Below are 22,908 nucleotides of genomic sequence, written 5' to 3'. Positions count from 1 at the left end.
TCAGACCACGCTCTGCGGCACCACCACAGTGCCCCGGGCACGGGTGACCGGGATCGCGGGTTCCAGCACGTCCGCGGCCGACGGCCCGCGATCGGGATTGGCGCGGCAGACCACCCGGGCCTCGAACTGGATCTCCCGGGAACGGTTGCCGATCCGCACGATCGTGCCGGTCGCCTCGATGACGTCACCCGCCTGCACCGGCGCGAGAAACTCCACAGTGGAGTAACCGGCGAACAGGCCTTCGTCGCCGTCGGTCCAGATCATCATCTCGGTCGCCACATCACCGAACAGGCCCAGCCCGTACGCGCCGTCCACCAGGCTGCCGCCGTAGTGCGCGTGCGAATGCGGCACATACCGCCGCTGGGTCACCGCGAAACCTTCGACCAACGCGCCGCTCACCCGGGCTCCTCTCCGATGTCATGCAGAAGCCGACCTTAACCCGACCAGACAATCTTACGTGGGCGCAATTTTGCGTGCACGCATATTTGTGTACGCTGGAGATATGCCAAAGATGATCAGCTTCAACGAGGACGCCCGCCGTGGCCTGGAACGCGGCATGAACGCGCTGGCTGACACCGTGAAGGTCACGCTCGGCCCACGCGGGCGCAACGTGGTGCTGGAGAAGAAGTGGGGCGCGCCCACGATCACCAACGACGGCGTCTCCATCGCCAAGGAGATCGACCTGGAGGACCCGTGGGAGAAGATCGGTGCCGAACTGGTCAAGGAAGTCGCCAAGAAGACGGATGATGTGGCCGGCGACGGCACCACCACAGCCACCGTGCTCGCGCAGGCACTCGTCCGGGAAGGACTGCGTAACGTCGCCGCGGGCGCGAACCCCTTGGCGCTCAAGCGAGGCATCGAGAAGGCCGTCGCAGCCGTCACCACACGACTGCTGGAAACCGCCCAGGAAGTGCAAACCCGGGAGCAGATCGCGGCGACCGCGTCGATCTCCGCGGCGGACACCACCATCGGCGAGCTGATCGCCGAAGCGATGGACAAGGTCGGCAAGCAGGGCGTGATCACGGTCGAGGAGTCCAACACCCTGGGCCTGGAACTGGAGCTCACCGAGGGGATGCGGTTCGACAAGGGCTATCTGGCGCCGCACTTCCTGACCGACACCGAACGGATGGAGGTGGTGCTGGACGAGCCGTACCTGCTGTTCGCCGCCTCCAAGATCAGCGCGATCACCGACCTGCTGCCGTTGCTGGAGAAGGTGATGCAGACCGGCAAACCGCTGGCGATCATCGCCGAGGACGTCGAGGGCGAGGCGCTGCCGACACTGATCGTCAACAAACTCAAGGGAACCTTCCACTCGGTGGCGGTCAAGGCACCCGGCTTCGGCGACCGGCGCGAGGCGATGCTCGCCGACATGGCCGTGCTGACCGGCGGCGAGGTAATCTCCGACAAGCTCGGCCTCACGCTGGCCGGCGCCGATCTGCCCCTGCTGGGCCAGGCCCGCAAAATCGTCGTCACCAAGGACGACACCACCATCGTCGACGGCGCGGGCGACCCGGACCGCATCGCCGGCCGAGTCCGCCAGATCCAAGCCGAGATCGACAAGTCCGATTCGGACTACGACCGGGAAAAACTCCAGGAGCGCCTGGCCCGGCTCGCCGGCGGCGTCGCGGTCATCAAGGCAGGCGCGGCAACCGAGGTGGAACTCAAGGAGCGCAAGCACCGCATCGAGGACGCCGTCCGCAACGCCAAAGCCGCCGTCGAGGAAGGCATCGTGGCAGGCGGCGGCGTTGCGCTCCTCCAGGCCGCCGACGTGCTGCTCCAGACCACCGACTTCCGACTGGCCCAGCCCGCCGCGCTGGACCTGACCCGCGACGCCGCCACCGGCCACAGCGCCGGGCTGGAGCCGGCCCGCGGCACCGGGCTCGACCAGACCCGCGCCGACGGCCAGCCCGACGCCGGGCTCGACCTGGCCCGCAGCGCCGGGCTGGAGGGCGGCGTCAGGGTCGGGCTGGAGCTGGACGGCGACGAGGCCACCGGGGCGCAGATCGTCCGGATCGCGCTGGAGGCCCCGCTCAAGCAGATCGCCGCCAACACTGGCCTGGAGGGCGGCGTCGTGGTCGACCGGGTCCGCAACCTCCCGCCCGGCCACGGACTCGACGCCGCCACTGGCCAGTACACGGACCTGATCGCGGCGGGCATCATCGACCCGGCCAAGGTCACGCGCTCAGCCCTGCAGAACGCGGCCTCGATCGCGGCGCTCTTCCTGACAACCGAGGCTGTGGTGGCCGACAAGCCCGAGCCCAAGTCCGCACCGGTGACCGATCCTGGTGGCGCGGACTTCTGACCCCCCGGCCTCCCCGTACACGACTTCAACTACGGAACGAACGAGACCACCGCGGCAGTTCCGCCCAAGCCAGAGCAACCCGTGCGAACGGCCCATTCGCACGGGTTCGCCCCTCACGAGGCGGACGCCCATGGGGCGGACGACGTGCCCGGGGTGAACCCCGGGTCACCGACATCGTCGGGGAACCGTGCGGCCTGGCGCACGGTTGCGACCTCGATCCTAGAGCCAGCCAACGGCCGTCAGGTCCAGCCCGACGTCGGCGGCCTGGATCACCGCGACGCCGCCACCAGCCACACAGCTCCCAAGTGGTCACACAGCGAGGACCATCTCGACCAGCCCGGCCTCAGTGAGCCGGGGTTGCTGCCATGGCGTGGACGAGGTAGCTGGCGACTTCGCCGGGTGTTGTGCCGCGGCCGAATACTCGGTCTACGCCCAGTTCGCCGGACATCAGGGGGTCGAACCGGGGGCCGCCCGCGATCAGCAGTGGCCGCCGGTCTCCCATTGCCTCGCGGAAGGCGGCGGACATCTCCTGGGTGTTGTGGATGTGCGCGTCCCGCTGTGTGACCACTTGGGACACGAGAACCGCGTCGGCTTTCTCGGCTCGGGAGCGTTTCACCAATTCTGGCACGGAAACCTGGGCGCCGAGGTTCACCACACGCAGTTCCCGATAATATTCCAGGCCTTTCTCGCCCGCGAATCCCTTGATGTTCAGGATCGCGTCGATGCCGACTGTGTGGGCGTCGGTTCCGATGCAGCCGCCGACGACCACCAGCTTGCGGCGCAGGCTTTTCTTCACCGCGGAGTTCACTTCCGACGGTGAGAGCAACGGGTATTCCCGTTCCACCACACGGACTTCGTCGAGATCCACGATGTGCTTCACCGAGCCGTAGACCACGAAGAAGGTGAAGTCCGGGCCGATCGGCTTGGAGTGCACGACCATCGCCGGGTCCATGCCCATCTTGCCGGCCAGTTGCAGGGCCGCGCCGTCGGCGCGGGGGCCGTGCGGGACCGGCAGCGTGAACGACGTCTGGATCATGCCGTCGCCGGTGGTGTCCCCGTAGGGCCGGACGTGACGCTTCACTGTCCCTCCAACAAGTCGGTCGCCGGGTTGCGGTAGCCGTCGGCCTTCTCGATCACGCCGTCCGCGCCTTTCCCGCCGGTGGGCGGGCGTTTCATCAGCCCGAATGTTCCCTCGGCGATGGCGTTGAGCAGTCCGTCGTCCACGATCCGCTCGAGCAGGTCGACGGCCTCACCGAGCACTTGGTGGGCACGCTTGACGATGAAACCGTCCGGCGCGGGCCGGAAGTCCTCACGCAGGCTGCCGGCCGCGTTCAGCACGTACCGGACGTTGGCCAGGGCTAGGTCACGGTCGGACAGGAACGGCGTGACCACGGCCTCGGTCATCATCCCGACCAGCAGGATCGACTGTCCGGTCAGGACACCCGCGAGGTTGAAGAAACCGTCCAGCAGGTGTCCGTTGAACACGTCGCCGGTCATGTGCTTGGTCGGCGGCATCCACTTCAGTGGCGCGTCCGGGAACAGCTCCCTGGCCAGCAAGGCGTGCGCCAGCTCGAGCCGGAACGAGTCCGGGACCTCGGGATTGATCTCGAAGGCGTGCCCCAGGCCCAGCAGCGGGTCCGGCAGTCCGGCCTCGTGCGCGAAATGCTCGTTGAGCAGCTGGGACACCGTGACGGTGTGCGCGGCTTCGATGGCGTCGGCGGTGGTCAGGTAGTTGTCCTCGCCGGTGTTGATGATGATGCCCGCCCGCGCGTGCACCTGACGGGAGAAGCGCTGGTCGACGAAGGTCCGGATCGGGTTGATGTCGCGGAACAGGATGCCGTACATCGAGTCGTTGAGCATCATGTCCAGCCGCTGCAACCCGCCCAGCACGGCGATCTCCGGCATGCAGAGGCCGGAGGCGTAGTTGGTCAGCCGGACGTACCGGCCGACCTCTTTGGACACGTCGTCCAGTGCCGCCCGCATGATCCGGAAGTTCTCCTGGGTGGCGTACGTCCCGGCGAAGCCGTGGTGCGTCGCCCCCTCGGGCACGTAGTCCAAAAGAGACTGACCGGTCGACCTAATGACCGCGATGACGTCCGCGCCCGCCCTGGCCGCGTTGCCCGCTTGGACAACGTCTTCGTCGATGTCGCCGGTCGCCACGATCAGGTAGATCCACGGCCGTTGCGGCGGGTCGCCGAGCTTGGCAACCAGCTTGTCGCGCTGGGCCCGGTTGCGGTCGATCGTCCGCATTCCCTTGGCGATCGCGGTCCTCGCTGCCTTCAGCGCACGCTCAGCGTCCTTGCCGGTCGGCACGGTGTACTGGACCTGTCCCGCCGCGGTCGCCTCGGCCAGCTCGGTCAGAGTGGTGAACTCGTGTTCCCGCAACGCATGGAACGCGGGCAACGCGACACCGTGCTCCAGGCCGCACTGTTCCCGGACCGTGTCGATGACCCGGTTCACCCAGGGCACGTCGCCCGCGCGGTGAGCGGTGTCGGCGCCGGTGATCCCGGCCAGGCGCAGAGTCGCGCGCTCCACAGCGACTGTGGTGTGCGCTTTGGCAAGCGCCACCACAGGTTCGCCCGCGCGCGCCGCGAGCTGCCGAGCCTTGGCCACGACGCTGGGGTCGAGGTCCAGCAGTTCACTCATCCGCTCACCTTTCCTCGTAAATGGTCTTTCCACGCAACACAGTCCGCAGGCATCGCGGCAACACGGCGTCCGGCTCCAGCGACGGCAGGCCCGGGACACCCGATCGTGGGTCGGTCGACCAGCGCTGCACCCGGCTGTCACTGCCCGCGACCACGAGATCCCCGGTCTCCCACACCGCGTACGTCGCCGGCGCGCCGGGCGTGAGCATGCCTGTCACCCCGTCGTCCACGCCTGCAGCACGCCAGCCACTACGTGTGTGCGCGGTGAACGCGGCACGCGGTGACACGCCGAATCCCTCGGTCCGATGGTGTACGGCTGCCTGCACGGAACGCCACGGATCAACAGGAGTGACCGGCGCGTCCGAACCGAACGCGAGCACAACTCCGCTACGCGCCAACGCGGAGAACGGATTCAGCTGTGTTCCCCTCTCCCCCAGGCGCTGCACGTACATTCCGTCCGGACCGCCCCAGGCGGCGTCGAACATCGGCTGCATCGAGGCGACCACGCCCCAGGACGCGAGTTGCGCGGCCTGCCCGGCGGTCACCATCTCGACATGTTCCAAGCGGTGCCGGGCTGCCGCCAGCGCGGCACGGCCCACGCTCGCCTCGGCCTTGGCGAACCCGTCGATCACGGCGGACACGGCCGCGTCGCCGATCACGTGGAATCCGGCCTGCAGCCCGGCATTGGTGCACCCGGCCAGGTGTTCGGCGATCTCGCCCGCGTCCAGGTACCGCGCGCCACGGTTGGCCGGATCGTCGGTGTACGGCTCGTGCAGCGCCGCTGTGCGCGACCCGATGGCGCCGTCGACGAAAAGATCCCCTGCCAGGCCTTGAATCCCCAGCTCCCGGGCGAGTTCGTAGGCACCGGCCTCGCCCCAGTAGCCGACCACGTCCGGCCGGGCGTCATCCCGGCCGAGTTCGAGGATCTCGGCAAGATCCGCCTTGCTGGAGATCTCCGGACCTGCGCACTCGTGCACGCTCGCCACCCCGCGCGACGCCACGTGCTGCAGAAACGCCAGTTTCGCGGCGGTCCGCTGCTCGGCCGACAACTCCCGTAGGGCGACTCGGCGCACGCGGTGGTGCGCGTCGCGAGACAGCGGGCCGTCGTCATCCCAGCCGTCTGCGCCGCGAGAATCAGGCGCGCGGTCGACCGTTGCCGACGAGACGAGCGCGGAGTGCACGTCGATGCGCGACAGGTAGACAGCGCGGCCACCCGCAGCCGCGTCGATCTCCGCTCGGGTTGGCGGCCGACGCTCGGGCCATACAGTCTCGTCCCAGCCGTGCCCCCACACGGCGTCGCCTTCCGCTTTACGCAGCGCGTCGAGACATTCGGCCAGCGAAGTGCATCCGGTCAGGTCAAGGCCGGTCAGCAACAGGCCCGCCGAGGTCGCGTGCACATGCGGGTCGACGAACGCAGGCGCCACGAACGCCCCGTCCAACTGGACAATTTCGGCATCTGGATAGAGCGTCCTCGCCGGGCCGTCCTGGCCGACCCACACCACCGTGCCGTCCTCAACCGCCATCGCGGTCGCGTCCGGCGAGTTCGGGACATGGATCCGGCCACCCATCAGCAACATCCTCATGCCTGGGAAGTCTGCCGTTCGCGCGCCTCGAACAGCTCGCGCACCCCTGGCTCGCTGCGGATCAGGTCCAGGGCGAACTCGGCGTGACCAGGCACGTACCCGTTGCCGATGATCATCTCGACGTCCGCGGCCAGCCCTTCGGCACCCAGCGCCGCCGCGGAGAACGACGTGGCCATCGAAAAGAACACCACCGTGCCGCCGTCAGCCGTGGCCAGGATCGCGCCGTGCTCACATCCGGGCACGTCGACGCACACGATCGTGACGCCCACCTGCCCGCCGACGGCCTTCGAAACGGCGACCGGGTCGCGTGCGTCAGCGATCACGACCTCGTCCGCGAGGCCCACCGCGTCGACCGCTTTGGCCTCGCGCTCGGTGGGCACCAACGCGATGACCCGGCTCGCCCCCGCTCGACGCGCAGCCGCGAGCGAGAGCGAGCCAGACTTGCCGCCGCCTCCGAGAACCAGCACCGACGGGTCGCCGTCACGAGCAGCAACACAGACCACACGGTAGGTCAGAGCCGGCGCGCCACAGACGTCCAAGACGGACAGCGCCAGATGATCAGGCATGTCGTCGGGCAGCACGGCCGCAATGGACCGTCCGAACAGTACAGCGGTCCCTTCGCACGGCACCTGCTCGGTCCTACCGTCCCAATTGGCCAGGCCGTCGGTGATACGCAGCGGCGTGAGCGTGAGCGAGACAAGCGTCGCGACGCGGTCGCCGGGCTTGAGACCAAGTGGCGACTCCGGTCCGGCCTCGCGGACCGTGCCCAGCAGCATGCCACCGGAACCTGTGACCGGATTGTGCATTTTGCCGCGCCGGCCGACTATGTCGAGCACCGCCGCGCGGACCGCTTCCCCGCTGCCGTACTGCTCGCTGAGCTGCCGGAACGAGGCAGCGTCCAGGTTGAGGCGCTCGACGTCCACCACGACCTCGTCCGGACGCGGCCTGGGATCCGCGTCCAGCCGGTCGGCTTGCTGCGGGAGCACACCCGCAGGTTCGACGACACGGTGCAAGCCGTACATCGACATCGGCACACCTCCGGAAGATTTACGTTGTATTGTCGCTCTGGCAGCATATCTTTACGCACCGCTGACCGCGAGGAGAAGAGATGACTGCAGCGACCACCGTCACGGCAGCTGTCCAGGCCGCTGGTGAGCAGCCGTATTCGTACGCCCGGCGCGCCCTGGTGGAGCCCGACTGGCGCCGCTTCCCGGGCTGGCAGGACGTCACCGAAGCCCAGTGGCGTGACGCCCAGTGGCAGCGCGTGCACTGTCTGCGCAACATCAAGCAGCTACGCGCGACGGCCGGCGACCTGCTCGACGAGCGTTTCTACGACGACCTCGCGGCCGACCAGGAGAACCTGGCGACGATGTCGATGCTGCTGCCACCGCAGATGCTCAACACCATGGCGCCGGACGCGGGTGTGGACCAGACCAAGTTCACCGAGGCGTTCTACGCCGACCCGGTCCGCCGCTACATGCTCCCGGTGCGCAGCGACCGCGAGCCACGCTGGCCGAATCACCCGTACTCGTCCCGGGATTCCTTGCACGAAGCGGAGATGTGGGTCGTCGAGGGGTTGACCCACCGCTACCCCACCAAGGTCCTGGCCGAACTGCTGTCCACATGCCCGCAGTACTGCGGGCACTGCACGCGGATGGACCTGGTCGGCAACTCCACCGCGCTCATCGACAAGCACAAGCTCACACTCAAGCCGGTGGACCGGCAGGACGAGATGATCACGTACCTGAAGAAGACCCCGGGCGTGCGTGACGTCGTGGTCTCCGGCGGGGACGTGGCGAATGTGCCGTGGCACCAGCTCGAGTCGTTCCTCATGCGACTGATGGACATCGACACGGTCCGCGACATCCGGCTGGCCACCAAGGCACTGGCCGGTCTGCCCCAGCACTGGCTGCAGCCCAAAGTGGTCGAAGGGCTCGAGCGTGTCGCCCGCACCGCCCAGCGGCGTGGCGTGAACCTGGCGATCCACACGCACGTCAACCATGTCCAGTCGGTGACGCCGCTGGTCGCCGAGGCCGCCCGGACCGCGCTCGAAGTCGGTGTGCGGGATGTGCGCAACCAGGGCGTGCTGATGCGCGGCGTGAACGCGACCCCGGCCGATCTGCTCGACCTTTGCTTTGCCCTGCAAGGGGAAGCCAACATCCTGCCGTATTACTTCTACATGTGCGACATGATCCCGAACGCCGAGCACTGGCGCGTCGCGGTGTGGGAGGCGCAGGACCTGCAGCACGCCATCATGGGCTACCTGCCCGGGTATGCCACGCCGCGAATCGTGTGCGATGTGCCGTACGTCGGCAAACGTTGGGTGCACCAGCTGCACGACTACGACCGCGTGCGCGGGATCTCCTACTGGACCAAGAACTACCGGACCGGGATCGAGCTCAACGATCCGGAAGCCCTTGACCGCCAGTACCCGTACTACGACCCGATCGGCACCCTGTCCGACGAGGGACAGGAGTGGTGGTCCACCCAGCAGGCCTAGGCGAGGAAAGTCCCGACGGCCTGAGCGATGCCTTCGGCGTGCAGCCCGTGGATCCGGTCGTGGTCCTCGGGCGTGCCGTAGGCGTGCGGCTCGGTGTCGCGTTCCACGCCAAGGGAAAGCAGCCGATGCGGCATGCTGACCAGCGCGTTCGACACCTCATGGGCTGACGTGCCACGCAGATACGGTTCCACCAGAACGATGTTCGGGCTGGCCGCGCGTGCCGCGGTCAGCAGCCCGAAGTGGTCGAACGGCCGGATCGTCGACGCGTAGAGCACCGTGACATCCAAAGTGGACACCGCAGCCAGGACCTGGTCGAGCACCGGCCCGACAGCGATCACCACACCGTCCTTGCCTTGCCGGACAGCGGCGAATCCCGCTGAGGTGGAGACCGACTCGGCGTTGCTGCGCGTCGAGAGTCTCATGTAGACACGGTTGTCATCGGCCAACGCCTTACGTAGCAAGGGCTCCACCTCCGCCCAGTGCCCTGGCACGTGCACAGTCCAGCCCGGCAGCGAGTCGATCAATGCCACGTCACCGGGTGCCTGATGCGTCCGGCCCCACACCGGATCGTCGTACGAGCCACCGATGCTGACCAGCACAGCGCCGACCTCCTGGTGGCCGAGATCGAGCTTGATCTGCTCGAACGGCCGCTCGACCAGGAACGGCGCGTAGCTGTGCACCACCGGGCGCAGTCCGGCCAGCGCCAGGCCTCCGGCCACCCCGATCATGGTCTGCTCCCGGATACCGACATTGACCACCCGATCGGGGTACTGCGCCCGGGCCTTGTCGAATGCCGACGCCGAGATGTCGGCGGTGACGACGGCCAGATTCGGGTTCCGGTCGAGTTCCTCCTTGACCACCTCCACGAAGACGACCCGCATCGCGCCGGTCTCGCCCGTGTCCCCCTCTTTCATTCGTCACTCCCCACTGTGGCCACGACCGCGGTCGGCATGCCGTTCAGTTCTGTTGTCAACGCATGGAAAAGTGCTTCGTGATCGCGCCCGTCCACTGTGGCCGTCCGCCACCCCTCGACACTGAAACGCCTGGAGATCCCGCCGGGCCAGCCGTGACTGGAGGTCCCGTTGTCGATCACCACGACCGTCAGCCGATCCAGCCCAAGCCGACCGGCCAGCGCGATCGCCTCATGGTTGCTGCCCTCATCCAGCTCACCGTCACCCATCAGCACCACGACGCGAGACCGCCTCGCCTGCGCCCGCAACCCCAACGCCACACCGGCCCCGAGCGCCAGCCCGTGCCCCAACGACCCGCTGCTGATCTCCACCCCGTCGACCAGCGTCCGGTCCGGATGCTGGCCCAGCGGCGACCCGAACTCCGTCCACTGATCCAAAATGGACTCGTCGATGAACCCCTTGGCGGCCAGCACGGCGTAGTACGCCATCGGCCCGTGCCCCTTCGACAGCAGGAACCGGTCCCGGTCAGGATCGTTCGCCCGGTCGGGCGACACGTTCAGCACCCGGTCGTACAGCACCCACAGGACATCCAATGTCGAGGCCGCGGCCCACTCATGCTTCTCGTCCCCCGTCATCCGTCGAAACAACCCGGCCAGCTGAGCCATCTGCGCCGTCACCATGCCCTCACTCTGCAACCTCAACCTGGCTCGAAGTCAAGGAGTGCCTTTCCTGCTTTTCGTCACGTCTGGATTGCACTGTGGTGGTAGTCATAACCGAAGTCGGCACATGCCAGGGCCGGACGCTGCCGGTACGATCACGCCGACCCGGGGAGGTTCTCCGGTTGACGGACTGAGGAGGACGGCCCGATGCAGGTGGCGGCCAATATCGTGATCGGCCTGGTGGCCGCGATCCACGCCTACATTCTGGTGCTGGAGATGTTCCTGTGGACCACGCCACGGGGCATGAAGGCGTTCGGGCTGGAGAAGGACTTCGCCGAGAAGACCGCGGTGCTCGGGGCCAACCAGGGGCTGTACAACGGCTTCCTGGCGGCCGGTCTGGTGTGGGCGTTGATCGCGGGTGGCACCACCGGCTTCCAGTTCGCGGTGTTCTTCCTGATCTGCGTGATGATCGCGGGCCTCTACGGGGCCGCGACCGCCAGCAAGCGGATCCTTTTCGTGCAGACCGTGCCCGCCACGATCGGCTTGATCCTGGTGCTGCTCGCCCACTGACGGGGATTCGCGTGCCCGGCCCGTAACAGTGCCACTGAACGCGCGATGGGTGAGTGCGGGAGGGAGCCGGGCATGAGCGAAAGCCGGGAACGCGTGCGTCAGCTGGTCGCCGAACAGACGACTGCTGCCAACCGGGCACGGGCGTTGACCGCGCTGGGCCGTCCAGCCGACGCGATCGACGTGTGCACCCAGGCCCTCGGCACCACCTCTGAGCCGGAAACTCAGGGCGATCTTCTTGTGCTGCGGGCGCTGGCGCACGCGGAACTGTTCGAAGTGGACCCAGTGCTGGGTGATCTACTTAGGACTCCAGCCAGCCGTGGGCGTGGGCGAGTTTGGCGATCCGCTGCCTGACCTGGACGATCTGGGCCGCGGTGAGCGTCGGCGCGGACTCCAGCAGGGCCTCGGTGAGCTCCTGCATCAGCTCGCGCGGCGACAGCACATCGCACATGACCTCGTCGTCCTGGCCGGCCGAGGTCCGCGCCGGACTGCGATCGAGAATCTTGACCGACGATGCCTTCAGGCCGCGGTCGCCTTCGACCACGTCGAACTCGACCGCGGTACCGGGCGTGAACAGGAACTTCTCGTCGCGAAGATCGTTGGCATGCATGAAAACGTCTTCGCCGCCGTCGTCCGGGGCGATGAAGCCGTAGCCACGGACATCGTCGAACCTCAGCACTTTGCCAGAAATCACAACACACCTCACCAACAAACAAACCGACTCAGCTGTACGTTACATCATCTCGGCTGAAGCCGGTGGTCGAGCGTGGTAAAGCGGCGGCCGGTGCTCGCGGTACGGACGGCCTGGCCGATCGCCCGGGCCGAGCCGACCAGCACGACAATCTTCTTTGCCCTGGTCACAGCCGTGTAGAGCAGGTTGCGCTGGAGCATCATCCAGGCGCTCGTGGTAATGGGGATGACGACACACGGGTACTCGCTGCCTTGCGAACGATGAATAGTCACCGCGTAGGCGTGGGTCAGCTCGTCGAGCTCGCTGAACTCGTAGCCGACTTCCTCGTCCTCGTCGGTGCGCACCGTCAGCGTCTGTTCCACTGTGTCCAATCCGGTCACAACGCCCAGAGTTCCGTTGAAGACCCCGTTGGCACCTTTGTCGTAATTGTTACGAATCTGGGTGACCTTGTCGCCGACCCGGAACACCCGTCCGCCGAACCTGCGCTCGGGCAGATTCGGTTTCGACGGCGTCAGAGCCTCCTGCAGCAGCGAGTTCAGCGAGCCCGCGCCGGCCGGTCCTCGGTGAGTGGGAACAAGGACCTGCACGTCACGGCGTGGATCCAGACCGAACTTGCGCGGAATCCGGTTGGCCACGATGTCGACGGTGAGTGTCGCGGTTTCCTCGATGTCGTCGACGGAGAACAGGAAGAAGTCGCTGAGCCCCTTGGTGTGCGGGTGTTCGCCCGCGTTGATGCGGTGTGCGTTGGTGACCACACCGGACTCCTGGGCCTGCCGGAAGATGTGCGTGAGCCGGACGTGTGGAATCGGTGTTCCGGTCGCGAGCATGTCCCGCAGCACCTCCCCCGCGCCGACCGACGGCAACTGGTCGACGTCGCCGACCAGCAGCAGGTGCGTGCCCGGCGCGAGTGCTTTGACCAGCTTGTTCGCCAGCAGCAGGTCCACCATGGACGCCTCGTCGACCACGACCAGGTCGGCGTCGAGCGGGCGGTCCTTGTCGTAGGCCGCGTCGCCGCCAGGCTTGAGTTCCAGCAGCCGGTGCACAGTGCTGGCTTCGTGTCCCGTGAGTTCGCTCAGTCGCTTGGCCGCACGTCCGGTCGGCGCGGCCAGCACGACACGGGCCTGTTTGGCGGCGGCGAGCTCCACTATGGACCGGACAGTGAAGCTCTTGCCGCAACCCGGCCCACCGGTCAGTACGGCGACTTTGCTCGTCAACGCCAGCCGGACGGCCTGTTCCTGCTCAGGGGCGAGATCCGAGCCGGTCCGCTTGCGCAGCCAGGCCAGCGCCCGGTCCCAGTCGACAGTGGCGAACGCGGACATCCGGTCGGCGTCGTCGTTGAGCAGCCGTCGCAGCTGACCTGCCAGGGAGATCTCCGCCCGATGGAACGGCACGAGATAGATCGCGACTTCGTCATCTTCCTCGGGCAACACCTCCCGCACGACGCCCTCCTCGTCGACCAACTCCGCCAGGCAGTCGATCACCGCGCCAGTGTCGACCTGCAGGATCTTCACGGCCTCGGCGATCAGCCGGTGCTCAGGCAGGTAGCAGTGACCGTCGGAAGTGGACTCCGAAAGGGTGAACTGCAGGCCCGCCTTGATCCGCTGTGGACTGTCGTGCGGGATGCCGACCGCCTTGGCGATGGTGTCCGCGGTCCGGAACCCGATCCCCCACACGTCCGACGCCAGCCGGTACGGCTCCTCCCGCACGACGTCGATGGACTTCTCGTTGTACTGCTTGAAGATCCGCACCGCGAGCGAGGTCGAGACGCCGACGCCCTGCAGGAAGACCATCACCTCCTTGATGGCCTTCTGCTCCTCCCAGGCCGCGGCGATCAGCTTGGTCCGTTTGGGCCCGAGTTTGGGCACCTCGATCAGCCGCTGCGGCTGCTGCTCGATCACATCGAGCGCGTCCACCCCGAAGTACTCGACGATCCGGTCGGCCAGCACCGGCCCGATCCCCTTGATCAGCCCGGATCCCAGATACCGCCGGATCCCCTGGATCGTGGCGGGCAGCACCGTCGTGTAGTCGTCAACGTGGAACTGCTTGCCGTACTGCGGATGCGAGCCCCAGCGCCCCCGCATCCGGATCGACTCCCCCGGCTGCGCCCCCAGCAAGGCCCCGACCACGGTGACCAGATCCCCGCCCCGGCCGGTATCCACCCGGGCCACGGTGTACCCGGTGTCCTCGTTGGCGTACGTGATCCGCTCCAGCACCGCTTCCAGCACAGCACCCCGGAACGGCTCGTTCGCACCCACGCCAAAGCAATATCACAAGGACACCGATCAGCCGGGTTACCCCGTTCGGCGTATCGTGACCTAACGTGACTAAGCCGGTTACTGAAACATCACAACGCGGATTTTTCGGGCACCCTCGGGCACTGGCGAACCTGTTCGGTACCGAGATGTGGGAACGGTTCTCCTTCTACGGGATGCAGGCGATCCTCGCGTACTACCTGTACTACAGCGCCACCGAGGGCGGGCTGGGGTTGTCCCAGGCCACGGCGGCCGGGCTGGTCGGGGCGTACGGCGGGCTGGTGTATCTGGCGTCGGTCGGTGGAGCGTGGGTCGCCGACCGGCTGCTCGGCGCGGAACGCACGGTGTTCTTCGGCGGCCTGTTCATCATGTTCGGGCACATCGCGCTGGCCCTGATCCCGGGCCTGACCGGGGTGGCCGTCGGCCTGTTGCTGGTGATCATCGGCACGGGCGGGCTGAAGTCGAATGTGTCGGCCCTGGTCGGAACGCTGTACCCGGACGGCGACGAACGCCGGGACGCCGGATTCTCGCTGTTCTACATGGGTGTGAACATCGGGGCTATGTTCGGGCCGATCGTGACCGGTTGGCTGCAGACGTCCGTCGGCTTCCACCTCGGCTTCGGTGCCGCTGCGGTCGGCATGGCAGCCGGGCTTGTGCAGTACGTGCTCGGGCGGCGCAACCTCGGGCAGGACGCTCGCGTGGTGCCCAACCCACTGACCGGTGCGGCGCGGCTGCGTTCGCTCGCGCTGATCGCGGTGGGCGTGGTCGTCATAGCCGTGCTGGTGGTCAGCGGCGCGGTGACGACGGACAACCTGCCGACGGTCGTCACGTGGGTGGTTCTCGCGGCGACGATCGTCTATTTCGCGATCATCCTGGGCAGCCGCAAGATCACCTCGGTGGAGCGCAGCCGGGTGTTCGCGTTCATCCCGTTGTTCATCGTGAGCTTCGGGTTCTGGGCCCTGTTCCAGCAGCAGTTCACCGTGCTGCCGATCTACGCCGACACGCGGGTGAACCTGGACGCGCTCGGTTTCCACATCCCGCCTGCGGTGTTCAACTCCGTCGAACCCGCGTGCGTGATCATCCTCGCGCCGCTGTTCGCGTACCTGTGGACCAAGCTCGGCGAACGCCAGCCGAGTACGACGGTGAAGTTCTCACTCGGGGTCGCCGGGATGGGCGTGGCGTTCCTGCTGATGGTCGCGATCAGTGCCACCAGTGCCGGCGCGGCGGTGAACCCGCTGCTGCTGGCGTTGATCCTGCTGGTGTTCGCGATCGCCGAGATGTGCCTGTCGCCGGTCGGCCTGTCCGCGAGCACGAAACTCGCGCCCAAGGCGTTCGGCGCGCAGATGGTCGCGTTGTTCTACCTGTCGATCGCGCTGGGTTCGTCCGTCGCGGGTGAGCTCGCCGCGTACTACAGCCCGGACAACGAGCCCGCGTACTTCGGCATCCTCGGCGCGGCGGCGATCGTGCTAGGCGTCGTCCTCTTCGCGCTCAGCCCACTGCTCCGCCGGCTCATGAAAGGCGTCCACTGAGTCCGAGTAACGCGTGATCCACAGCATGTCGTCGGCGTCGACGGGGCCGGTCTGGACACAGGCCCGCAGCCAGTCCACGGCGGTCTCGTCGATGTCCTTGCCGATCAGCACAAGCTGTGTCAACGGCTTCTGCCCGCGTGGCCACGGTGAACGGTGGAACCGCAGGTAGTTGCCGACCGTCTGCAGGCCGAACCGGTCGGTGTGGCCGGGAAGTCCGAAGTGGACAAAACCCTTCATCCGGTAGAGCCCGGCCGGCTGGTTGTCGAGGAAATCCATCAGCAGAACCGGATGCATGGGTTCTTCGGCGGTGAACGTGACCGTCTGGTAGACCGCGTGCGCGTGATCGGAATGGTCGACGAGGTCGTCGAACGACAGCTGGCGGGCCACCGGCAGCTCCGGTGCCCGGTCGAACAGCAGCTCGGGATCGATCCGGCCGTGCGTGGCAGGCACGATCGGGCAGTCACCGTTGTGCGTCCTGATCTCGGCGATCAGCCCGGTCACCGAGGCGGCCTGGTCGGTCTTGTTGAGCACCAGCAGATCGGCGATCTTCAACGCCCGGGCCAGCTCCGGGTGTTCGGCATGCGTGGCCCGGAACCCGGCCGCGTCCAGCACCGTCACCAGGCCGCCGTATCGGACCCGGGTGTCCTTGCTGGCCAGCAGTTTGCGGACCATCGTCTGCGGGTCGGCCAGCCCGCTGGCCTCGATCACGATGACGTCGAGCCGGGCGGCGGCCAGCCGGTCGAGCATCTCGTCCATGTCGGAGGTGTCGGCCACACAGCACAGGCAGCCGTTGCCCAGCGAGATCATCGAGTCGACCTGGCCTGCCACACTCATCGCGTCCACGTTGATCTGGCCGAAGTCGTTGACGATCACCCCGATCCGGGTGCCGCGCGCGGTGGCCAGCAGGTGGTTGAGCAGTGTCGTCTTGCCCGAGCCCAGGAAGCCGGTGAGCAGCACAACCGGAATCACAGGCCAGACTCTACCCAGCCCGCATCACGTGCAGCCGGGACACCAGCCGCACGTACCTGCTCCCCCGGCCGTCACGCGGCATCACCAGCGTCGGCAGCTCCAGCCGGCAGCCGTTGTACCGGGTGGCCAGCACGGCCGAGCACGCGCCGAACTCGGGGTCGAGCTCCGCCCACGACAGCACGACCTGATACCCGTCCTCGCCGCTGACCAGGACCAGGAACATCAGGTGGTCCATTTTCGGCTCGTCCCGCACGGCCAGCCCGATCCGCGACAGCAGCGAGTGCACCACCACGCCGTGCACCTGATCCATCCGGTCGCAACTGCGCGTCACGTAGTGCACATGCATCGGTCCCTGGGCGTCGGCGTCCAGGTCCATGATCGACACCGTGGTTCCCGGCGCCTGGACAGCGCCGGTCACCGTCAGACCAGCCATGGTTCCCACGCTAGGTCCGCACCCAGGCGCAGAGAATCCTCCGAACGGGCGTTTTCCGCTTCTGCGGGTCTATCGTGACTATCAATCCGATTTTGCGGATCGATCTACCGGAGGCCTGGCGCGTCCCAGATCAGGTCGCCCTCGTCGTCCTCGATCTCGAGCGGATACTCCGCGAGCGCCTCGAGGTACGCCACCAGATCGGGGGCGACGACCCGCGGTGGTTCGTCCGGATCGAGCACGACCACCTGACCGGCCAGGTCGACCGCGAGGCAGCCACCACCGGCGTCCAGAGCGAAGGGCACGCCGAGATCGGCCCACTCCGGCCAGAGGTCCCGTGCCTCGGCGGCCGGCAGGAACCGGGAGCTTGGGAACAGGTCCGTGGCGCCGGGCAGCTCGCTGCGCCACGACTCGGTCTGGCCGTCGCTGAGTTGGTACAGAGCGGCGACGGCGGCTGGGATGTCCTCATCGGACGCGCTGGGCCTGGTCATCCCACGGGCGTCGAACCCGTGCGATTCCAACGCCTTCAGCCAGTTGTCCCACGCCTGCGCCACGGTCCGCATCGCAACCCCGATCCTTTTGCGACTGTCCGGGGCACTGTAGCGAGCCGCGCGGGCCGGCACCCCACTCTGGGGGGTAGTGCGGGCGCCGGCCCTGTCACAAGCAGTCGCCGGGGCTCACAGTTGCGGTGGCGTGAGCCCCGGTGACACAAGGAAGTCTCCCCCGGCCCGATTGCAGGACCATTGCAGAAATTTCCGGGTTCACCTGCGTGCGGGCTGGGTACGCCACAGCCATGAAGGTTGAGCAGCCGGCCAGGGCTCACAGGCGCCCGCGGCCACATCCAGGCCAGCAGGCGGCCGCCGGCGTCGGTGCGGTGTTCCTGTTGCTCGGGCTGCTCGGATTCACCCCAGGCATCACCTCGGGGCTGGGCCAGATCACTGTCGCCGGGCAGGGCTCGGGCGCGATGCTGCTCGGCGTGTTCCTGATCTCCGTCCTGCACAACGTCGTCCACCTGGCGTTCGGGGTGGCGGGCCTGAGGATGGGCCGCACGTTGCGTGGGGCGCGGCGTTACCTCCTCGTCGGTGGACTGGTCTACCTGCTGCTGTACCTCTACGGCATGCTGATCGACCTGCGCAGCGGTGGCAACTTCATGCCGGTCAACGATGCCGACAACTGGCTGCACCTGGTCCTGGGCACCGGCATGATCGCGCTCAGCGGCCTGACCCTGATCAAAATGGGCCTCAGCCCTTCAGCAGGAAAGCGTCGATGACAGTCTGTGACACGGCGTTACCGGCTGTGTCGCGGGCGCTAGCCTGCAACGAGACCGATTCGGCGGCCCACGAATGCAGGAGCACGGTGTACCACTTGCCGCCTAGTGAGATCAGCGGGGCGGGCCGCCACGTCGTGCCTTTGTCGTGCGAGACCTGGATTCTGGTGGGCCATGCCGTTGTCTTGAGATTGTTCGTGCTGATACCGATCGGCACGATGGTGGGCAGGAATCGGTAGGCCTTACCGGCGGTGTCCAGGCTTGGCGCGAATCGTACGGCCATCAACGGCAACGGCTGCGGATGCGGTTCGTCGACCGTGTCGGACTGGAACGTCCAGTCCACCACGATCTTGCTGCTCAACGCTCTGTCCCGAGTGGACTCGGAGTGCAGGCGGTAGGTCGCCGGCCCGGCGGGAACTTCGTACACGCCACTGCCGCTACCGGGCGCCGAGCCGATCTCTTCGTTGCCGCGGAACAACTTGGTGCTGCCGGCATGGGCCGAGAAACCCTCCCGGTCGACACCCGAGTCGCTGAACGCCGGGATCTGGAAGACCAGGCTGTCGCCCAGCCTGCTGGCGTAACGGAACGGCCTGCCCGGGTTGTCCGGCAGATCAGGCCCGAACACCCCATGGTTCCACCGTTCCGTGCCGTTGTGCGAGAAACTCCGTGGCGCGCTCGTGAAGATGTTCTGCACGAACTCGCCGGACCTCGTCTCACTGAACGAGGAACTCCACGGGACACCCGGCGAGTAGAGTTCGTCCAATGTGTACGGAAGCGGCCGCTCGATCATGTACTCACGGTTGCCCACCGAATCCGGCCTGGTCGCGGCATGCACCGAACGGACCCTGACCAGGTCCTTGTCCCGGACCCGCACCACCGGATCGGCGGGAACATGACCGTCGACGTCGCCCCGGACGTTGTACAGATAGGTGCTGTCCTTGCCGCCGGCGAACCTGCCACCGACCGAGTACCGGAACTTCCCTGGCAGAGCGGACTTGGAAGGCCGGACCATCACATCGTCGAACGACGTGTACACGGCGCTGGTCAGCTCGCCCCACGACATGGTCCGGCTGAGCTCCACGAAGGTCTCGGCCGACTGCTGGTTGACCCGGTCGAGGACCAGCCCGATCGGTTTGGCCTCCCGGCCGTCCAGCGTCAGCGAGACGTCCCCGCTCAGATCCACGTCCGGCTCGGTCAGGATGGCCATCAGCCGGCCCACGCCGAGCATCTGGGCTTCCACGAAGTACCGGCCCTTGGGCAGCCGCACAGTGAGGTTCCCGGACGCGTCATACCGTTGGTAGGAAACGGGTTGCGTGGAGTCGACGATCCGGACGGCGTAGTCGGCGGTCGGTTTGCCGTCGAACCCGACGAAGTTCAGTTTGGCGTTGTAGCTCTCCGCCTCGCGGGTCAGCGAAATCGGCGTACGAACACCGTCTGCGACGACAACACCGCTGAAGATGCCGTCGGTGGCGTTGACCGTGGTGTCGATCGTGACGGTCGCCTGCGCCTGACCACCAGGCGGCACAACAACTGTCGCCGGGGTGACGGTGAACATTCCCGCAGGCGCGGCCTTTCCGGCTGGGTCGAGCACATCGACCACGGGTGTCACCGAGACCGGGACCGTGCCGGTGTTGTGATAGGTCAGGACGTTGTTGATCGGTTTGTCGTCGTTGTGCGGCCACTGCACGATTCCGTTGCTGAAACTGGCTGGAGTGGCGTGCACGGTCCGGGTGACGGCCTGGGCGACGTCGACCCGGCCCGCGCCCTGCTCGAAGACCGACACGTTCGGCTGTGCCTTGGCGCTGTTCATCAAGGCGGCCTTGAGGTCCGCGGCCTTCCAAGCCGGGTGCTGCCCGGCGAGAATCGCTGCCGCGCCCGCCACATGCGGTGCCGCCATCGAGGTTCCGGACATCACAAAGTGGTTTTCGCCGACGTTGGGCAGTTTGCCGTCCAGGAAGCTGCCCTTCGCCTTGGCCGCGACGATGTTCACGCCGGGCGCGGTGATGTCCGGCTTGATCGCGTCATCACCGAATCTCGGTCCACGGCTGGAGAACGGCGCCAGGACATCCGCGGAGTCGACCGCGCCCACCGTCAACGCGGCATCCGCGGCGGCGGGCGGGCCCACGATGCCGCCTGTGTTGCCTGAGGCGACGACAAAAAGCGAGCCGTACCGCGCGGTCAGGGTGTTGACCGCCTGCGACACGATATCGGTGCCGTCACTGGGGAAATCACTGCCCAGGCTCATGTTGATCACCTGGGCGCCACCGGCCGCGGCCCACTGCATCCCGGCGATGACGTTGGACTCGTTGCCGTTGCCACGGTCGCCGAGCACTTTTCCGTTGAGCAGCTTGGTGTCCGGCGCGACTCCGGTGTACTTGTCGTTCTTGCCGGTCACGATCGAGGCCACGTGCGTGCCGTGACCGTACTTGTCGGCCGGGCCTGTCGTGCTGTTGCTGAAGTCGCGCGCCTCGATGACCGCGTCGGCCAGATCCGGGTGTGCCGAGTCGATTCCGGTGTCCAGCACGGCGACCTTGGTGCCCTTGCCGGTCAGCCCGGCCTGCCAGGCCGAAGGTGCCCCGATCTGCGGGACGCTCTTGTCCAGGGTGGCGCGGACCGGGCCGTCCAGCCGGATCCGGGAAGCCTGCCTGCTGTTCCAGAAAGTGCTGTTCTTGGCCACAGTCACCGCGGACGCGCCGATGCTGGCCAGAGTCTGGGTACCAGGCGTTCCGCCGACGATCAGCGGGATATCCGGCCGGGCGGCGTCGCCGAAGCCGTGCTTGAGCAGTGCGCTGACGTTGAACAGCCGGGCGTCCAACTGCCCGGATCGCAGCATCGGCATGGCGTCGAGCGGCGTGACGTGGACATCGCCCCGGACGTCTCGTTGCGTCAGGAACCGGACGCGTTCCCTGCCCTTCGCCGGGCGGATCGTCGCACCGCCCGCGCCGCCCAGCAGGACCTGATCGCCGGTGACCAGCGTGATCATGTCCGTCGGCTGGGCCGGTACGGCAGCCGGGGCGGCCGACGCAGGCGGTCCGGTCAGGCTCGCCGCCAAGACGACGCTGATCGCGAGGAAACGCCGCATGCACCCTCCCAGAGCTGACTGGTCAACTTCACTGCTTACCGGTTCAGCCCAGGCGGGTGGTGATTTGCCAATTACCAGTGACCGCTACTTGTACACAGGTAAGGTCCATTTTCATGACGGCGGAGTGGTCCAGTTCGGTCGACGTACACCTGGACTGGACACCTGGCAGCGGCAGGCAAGGGCTGGCCAAAGCCGTACGGACGGCGATCCGCGACGGGCGTTGGCGTCCGGGCGCGATCGTGCCGTCGACGCGTGCGCTCGCGCATGACCTTGGTGTCGCCCGAGGCACGGTCACGCGCGTGTACTCCGACCTGGCGGCCGAGGGCTACCTGCAGACCAGTCAGGGCGCGCCGACCCGAGTCGCCACTGCGGGCTCCGAACCGCTGTCCCAGCCGAATCCCGTGTATGTCAGGGAATCCAAACGGCGCTGGACGTTGATGGCAGGCCTGCCGGACTCCTCGTTGTTCCCGCGCGACCTTTGGCTGGCTTCGACCAAGCGTGTGCTGCAGCACACGCCCAACGAGACGTTCGGTTACGGCGAACCGCGCGGATCTTCTGTGCTGCGTTCGGCTTTGTCGGCGTACCTCGGCCGTAGCCGTGGCGTGCTGGCGGATCCCGCGCGAATGGTGATCTGCGCGGGTTTCTCGCACGCGTTGGCTGTGCTCGGCCGGGCCTTGCAGGACATCGGTATCAAGGAAATGGCTTTCGAAGACCCGTCGTTCCGCTGGTTCCGCGACCTTGCCGCGTCGACCGGGCAGCGGATCACCGGTGTGCCCGTTGACAAACACGGCATGCGGGTCGCGGAGCTGAGCAGCCCGGTCGTGGTCGTCACGCCCGCGCACCAGGCGCCGATGGGCGTCACCCTGGCACCCTCACGCAGGACCGCGCTGACACGGACCGGAGCCGTGGTCATCGAGGACGATTACGACGGCGAGTTCCGGTACGACCGTCAGCAAGTCGGTGCGCTGCAGGCACTCGCGCCGGAACGCGTGATCTACGCCGGGACCGCGAGCAAGACCCTGGCGCCGTCGCTCCGGCTGGCCTGGCTGGTGCTCCCCCGCGGCCTGGTCGAACCGGTCGTCGCCGCACTGATCGAGAGCGGGGCGTTCCCGCCTTTGCTCGACCAGCTCGTGCTCGCCGACATGATCAGCTCCCGGGCGTACGACCGGCATGTCCGCCGCTGCCGCCTGGAGTACCGGTCCAGAAGGGACACACTGGTCGCCGCGCTCCCGCAAAGCGTTGTCCCGGAAGGGATCTCAGCCGGCCTGCAGCTCACGCTGCCACTGTCCGCAGCAGCCGAAGCCGAGGTTCCGTCCGTCGCACGCAGGCATTCCCTGGCCATCGAGACCCTCAGGAAGTGCTGGATGAACCCGTCGCCGGACAGGCACGGCCTGATCGTGGGCTATGGCGCACCGGCCAAGAACGCTTTCGGCGGCACAGTGCAGGCATTGCTCAACGTGCTACGCGAACTCCCCAGCTAGAGGTATTCATACGTACATATAGGCGGTTTCTTTCCGGTTC

The 22,908-nt window shown here is 67.2% G+C and carries 19 protein-coding genes and 2 pseudogenes; 8 read left to right on the top strand and 13 right to left on the bottom strand.

Translation table 11 applies throughout. The features are described from left to right. On the bottom strand, nt 1–399 hold the full coding sequence (gene kal / locus JOF56_RS32735; RefSeq protein ID WP_209643307.1) for a 3-aminobutyryl-CoA ammonia lyase: 399 nt from the start codon (nt 397–399) through the stop codon (nt 1–3). Nucleotides 400–502: 103 nt separating this feature from the next. Here kal and groL point away from each other — a divergent pair. Together groL and JOF56_RS61170 are read left to right on the top strand one after the other, a co-directional pair. Next, nucleotides 503–1,783: pseudogene (gene groL, locus JOF56_RS32730) on the top strand (chaperonin GroEL); the annotation flags it as partial. A 180-nt stretch (nt 1,784–1,963) separates the two neighbouring features. After that, nucleotides 1,964–2,302: pseudogene (locus JOF56_RS61170) on the top strand (TCP-1/cpn60 chaperonin family protein); the annotation flags it as partial. 343 nt (nt 2,303–2,645) lie between these two features. On the opposite strand, the gene kamE reads toward JOF56_RS61170, so the two are convergent. From kamE to kdd, 4 genes are read right to left on the bottom strand one after another with little or no spacing between them, the layout of a single operon-like run. Continuing rightward, the gene (kamE, locus tag JOF56_RS32725; RefSeq protein WP_307855359.1) at nt 2,646–3,383 is read right to left on the bottom strand and encodes a lysine 5,6-aminomutase subunit beta; all 738 of its coding nucleotides are present in this window, start codon (nt 3,381–3,383) and stop codon (nt 2,646–2,648) included. Continuing rightward, complete coding sequence (gene kamD / locus JOF56_RS32720) at nt 3,380–4,948, bottom strand: lysine 5,6-aminomutase subunit alpha (RefSeq protein WP_209643305.1); 1,569 nt, start codon at nt 4,946–4,948, stop codon at nt 3,380–3,382. The genes kamE and kamD overlap by 4 nt, the downstream gene beginning before the upstream one ends. Nucleotides 4,949–4,952: 4 nt before the next feature. Then, nucleotides 4,953–6,530: an amidohydrolase gene (locus JOF56_RS32715; RefSeq protein ID WP_209643304.1), complete on the bottom strand. Its 1,578-nt coding sequence runs from the start codon at nt 6,528–6,530 to the stop codon at nt 4,953–4,955. Beyond that, on the bottom strand, nt 6,527–7,558 hold the full coding sequence (gene kdd / locus JOF56_RS32710; RefSeq protein WP_209643303.1) for an L-erythro-3,5-diaminohexanoate dehydrogenase: 1,032 nt from the start codon (nt 7,556–7,558) through the stop codon (nt 6,527–6,529). Before kdd ends, JOF56_RS32715 begins: the two co-directional genes overlap by 4 nt. An 80-nt stretch (nt 7,559–7,638) precedes the next feature. Between kdd and JOF56_RS32705 the strand changes: the two genes are divergently transcribed. Further along, nucleotides 7,639–9,030 carry a KamA family radical SAM protein gene (locus JOF56_RS32705; protein ID WP_209643302.1) on the top strand — a complete coding sequence of 464 codons (1,392 nt, stop codon included), beginning with the start codon at nt 7,639–7,641 and terminating at the stop codon, nt 9,028–9,030. On the opposite strand, the gene JOF56_RS32700 is transcribed toward JOF56_RS32705, so the two are convergent. Then, the gene (locus tag JOF56_RS32700) at nt 9,027–9,944 is read right to left on the bottom strand and encodes a transketolase family protein (protein WP_372448289.1); all 918 of its coding nucleotides are present in this window, start codon (nt 9,942–9,944) and stop codon (nt 9,027–9,029) included. The two genes, JOF56_RS32705 and JOF56_RS32700, sit on opposite strands and share 4 nt — an antisense overlap. Beyond that, nucleotides 9,941–10,621, bottom strand: a complete 681-nt coding sequence (locus JOF56_RS32695; protein WP_209643301.1) for a thiamine pyrophosphate-binding protein — start codon at nt 10,619–10,621, stop codon at nt 9,941–9,943. The genes JOF56_RS32700 and JOF56_RS32695 overlap by 4 nt, the downstream gene beginning before the upstream one ends. A gap of 186 nt (nt 10,622–10,807) precedes the next feature. Between JOF56_RS32695 and JOF56_RS32690 the strand changes: the two genes are divergently transcribed. Then, nucleotides 10,808–11,170, top strand: coding sequence for a DUF1304 domain-containing protein (locus JOF56_RS32690; protein WP_209643300.1), 363 nt, complete (start codon nt 10,808–10,810; stop codon nt 11,168–11,170). Nucleotides 11,171–11,242: 72 nt separating this feature from the next. Continuing rightward, on the top strand, nt 11,243–11,521 hold the full coding sequence (locus JOF56_RS32685) for a hypothetical protein (protein WP_209643299.1): 279 nt from the start codon (nt 11,243–11,245) through the stop codon (nt 11,519–11,521). Here the strand turns inward: JOF56_RS32685 and JOF56_RS32680 are convergent. Then, nucleotides 11,469–11,861 (bottom strand): cold-shock protein, encoded by a 393-nt coding sequence (locus JOF56_RS32680; RefSeq protein WP_209643298.1) that lies wholly within the window; start codon nt 11,859–11,861, stop codon nt 11,469–11,471. The two genes, JOF56_RS32685 and JOF56_RS32680, sit on opposite strands and share 53 nt — an antisense overlap. 44 nt (nt 11,862–11,905) lie before the next feature. Then, on the bottom strand, nt 11,906–14,113 hold the full coding sequence (gene recD2 / locus JOF56_RS32675; protein ID WP_307855358.1) for an SF1B family DNA helicase RecD2: 2,208 nt from the start codon (nt 14,111–14,113) through the stop codon (nt 11,906–11,908). 65 nt (nt 14,114–14,178) lie between these two features. On the opposite strand from recD2, the gene JOF56_RS32670 reads away from it, so the two are divergent. Further along, nucleotides 14,179–15,639, top strand: coding sequence for a peptide MFS transporter (locus JOF56_RS32670; protein WP_209643297.1), 1,461 nt, complete (start codon nt 14,179–14,181; stop codon nt 15,637–15,639). On the opposite strand, the gene JOF56_RS32665 is transcribed toward JOF56_RS32670, so the two are convergent. The 3 genes from JOF56_RS32665 to JOF56_RS32655 all read right to left on the bottom strand — a co-directional run bounded on the left by JOF56_RS32665 (nt 15,577) and on the right by JOF56_RS32655 (nt 17,601). Next, complete coding sequence (locus JOF56_RS32665; RefSeq protein WP_209643296.1) at nt 15,577–16,608, bottom strand: CobW family GTP-binding protein; 1,032 nt, start codon at nt 16,606–16,608, stop codon at nt 15,577–15,579. The genes JOF56_RS32670 and JOF56_RS32665 overlap by 63 nt on opposite strands. Nucleotides 16,609–16,618: 10 nt before the next feature. Next, a complete protein-coding gene (locus JOF56_RS32660; protein ID WP_209643295.1) occupies nt 16,619–17,041 on the bottom strand; it encodes a molybdopterin-binding protein in 423 nt (140 codons plus the stop codon). Nucleotides 17,042–17,145: 104 nt separating this feature from the next. Continuing rightward, nucleotides 17,146–17,601, bottom strand: a complete 456-nt coding sequence (locus JOF56_RS32655; RefSeq protein WP_209643294.1) for an SMI1/KNR4 family protein — start codon at nt 17,599–17,601, stop codon at nt 17,146–17,148. Between the two features lie 230 nt (nt 17,602–17,831). Between JOF56_RS32655 and JOF56_RS32650 the strand changes: the two genes are divergently transcribed. Further along, the gene (locus tag JOF56_RS32650; RefSeq protein ID WP_209643293.1) at nt 17,832–18,308 is read left to right on the top strand and encodes a DUF4383 domain-containing protein; all 477 of its coding nucleotides are present in this window, start codon (nt 17,832–17,834) and stop codon (nt 18,306–18,308) included. Here the strand turns inward: JOF56_RS32650 and JOF56_RS32645 are convergent. Beyond that, nucleotides 18,280–21,387: a S8 family peptidase gene (locus tag JOF56_RS32645; RefSeq protein WP_209643292.1), complete on the bottom strand. Its 3,108-nt coding sequence runs from the start codon at nt 21,385–21,387 to the stop codon at nt 18,280–18,282. The genes JOF56_RS32650 and JOF56_RS32645 overlap by 29 nt on opposite strands. 113 nt (nt 21,388–21,500) lie before the next feature. On the opposite strand from JOF56_RS32645, the gene JOF56_RS32640 reads away from it, so the two are divergent. Continuing rightward, the gene (locus JOF56_RS32640; RefSeq protein ID WP_209643291.1) at nt 21,501–22,868 is read left to right on the top strand and encodes an aminotransferase-like domain-containing protein; all 1,368 of its coding nucleotides are present in this window, start codon (nt 21,501–21,503) and stop codon (nt 22,866–22,868) included. The last annotated feature ends 40 nt before the right edge of the window (nt 22,869–22,908 follow it).

This window comes from Kibdelosporangium banguiense, from assembly GCF_017876405.1.
Lineage (GTDB): Bacteria > Actinomycetota > Actinomycetes > Mycobacteriales > Pseudonocardiaceae > Kibdelosporangium > Kibdelosporangium banguiense.
Note: the sequence above shows the minus strand (reverse complement) of the source record. Positions and strands in the feature narration are given on the sequence as shown.

Excerpts from the sequence above, each read along its gene's own strand:
- kdd (WP_209643303.1), bottom strand. The coding sequence starts at position 7,558 with ATGTCGATGTACGGCTTGCACCGTGTCGTCGAACCTGCGGGTGTGCTC.
- JOF56_RS32715 (WP_209643304.1), bottom strand. The coding sequence starts at position 6,530 with ATGAGGATGTTGCTGATGGGTGGCCGGATCCATGTCCCGAACTCGCCG.
- kamD (WP_209643305.1), bottom strand. The coding sequence starts at position 4,948 with ATGAGTGAACTGCTGGACCTCGACCCCAGCGTCGTGGCCAAGGCTCGG.
- JOF56_RS32655 (WP_209643294.1), bottom strand. The coding sequence starts at position 17,601 with ATGCGGACCGTGGCGCAGGCGTGGGACAACTGGCTGAAGGCGTTGGAA.
- JOF56_RS32660 (WP_209643295.1), bottom strand. The coding sequence starts at position 17,041 with ATGGCTGGTCTGACGGTGACCGGCGCTGTCCAGGCGCCGGGAACCACG.
- JOF56_RS32685 (WP_209643299.1), top strand. The coding sequence starts at position 11,243 with ATGAGCGAAAGCCGGGAACGCGTGCGTCAGCTGGTCGCCGAACAGACG.
- JOF56_RS32700 (WP_372448289.1), bottom strand. The coding sequence starts at position 9,944 with ATGAAAGAGGGGGACACGGGCGAGACCGGCGCGATGCGGGTCGTCTTC.
- JOF56_RS32645 (WP_209643292.1), bottom strand. The coding sequence starts at position 21,387 with ATGCGGCGTTTCCTCGCGATCAGCGTCGTCTTGGCGGCGAGCCTGACC.
- JOF56_RS32640 (WP_209643291.1), top strand. The coding sequence starts at position 21,501 with ATGACGGCGGAGTGGTCCAGTTCGGTCGACGTACACCTGGACTGGACA.
- JOF56_RS32705 (WP_209643302.1), top strand. The coding sequence starts at position 7,639 with ATGACTGCAGCGACCACCGTCACGGCAGCTGTCCAGGCCGCTGGTGAG.
- JOF56_RS32695 (WP_209643301.1), bottom strand. The coding sequence starts at position 10,621 with ATGGTGACGGCGCAGATGGCTCAGCTGGCCGGGTTGTTTCGACGGATG.
- JOF56_RS32690 (WP_209643300.1), top strand. The coding sequence starts at position 10,808 with ATGCAGGTGGCGGCCAATATCGTGATCGGCCTGGTGGCCGCGATCCAC.
- JOF56_RS32650 (WP_209643293.1), top strand. The coding sequence starts at position 17,832 with ATGAAGGTTGAGCAGCCGGCCAGGGCTCACAGGCGCCCGCGGCCACAT.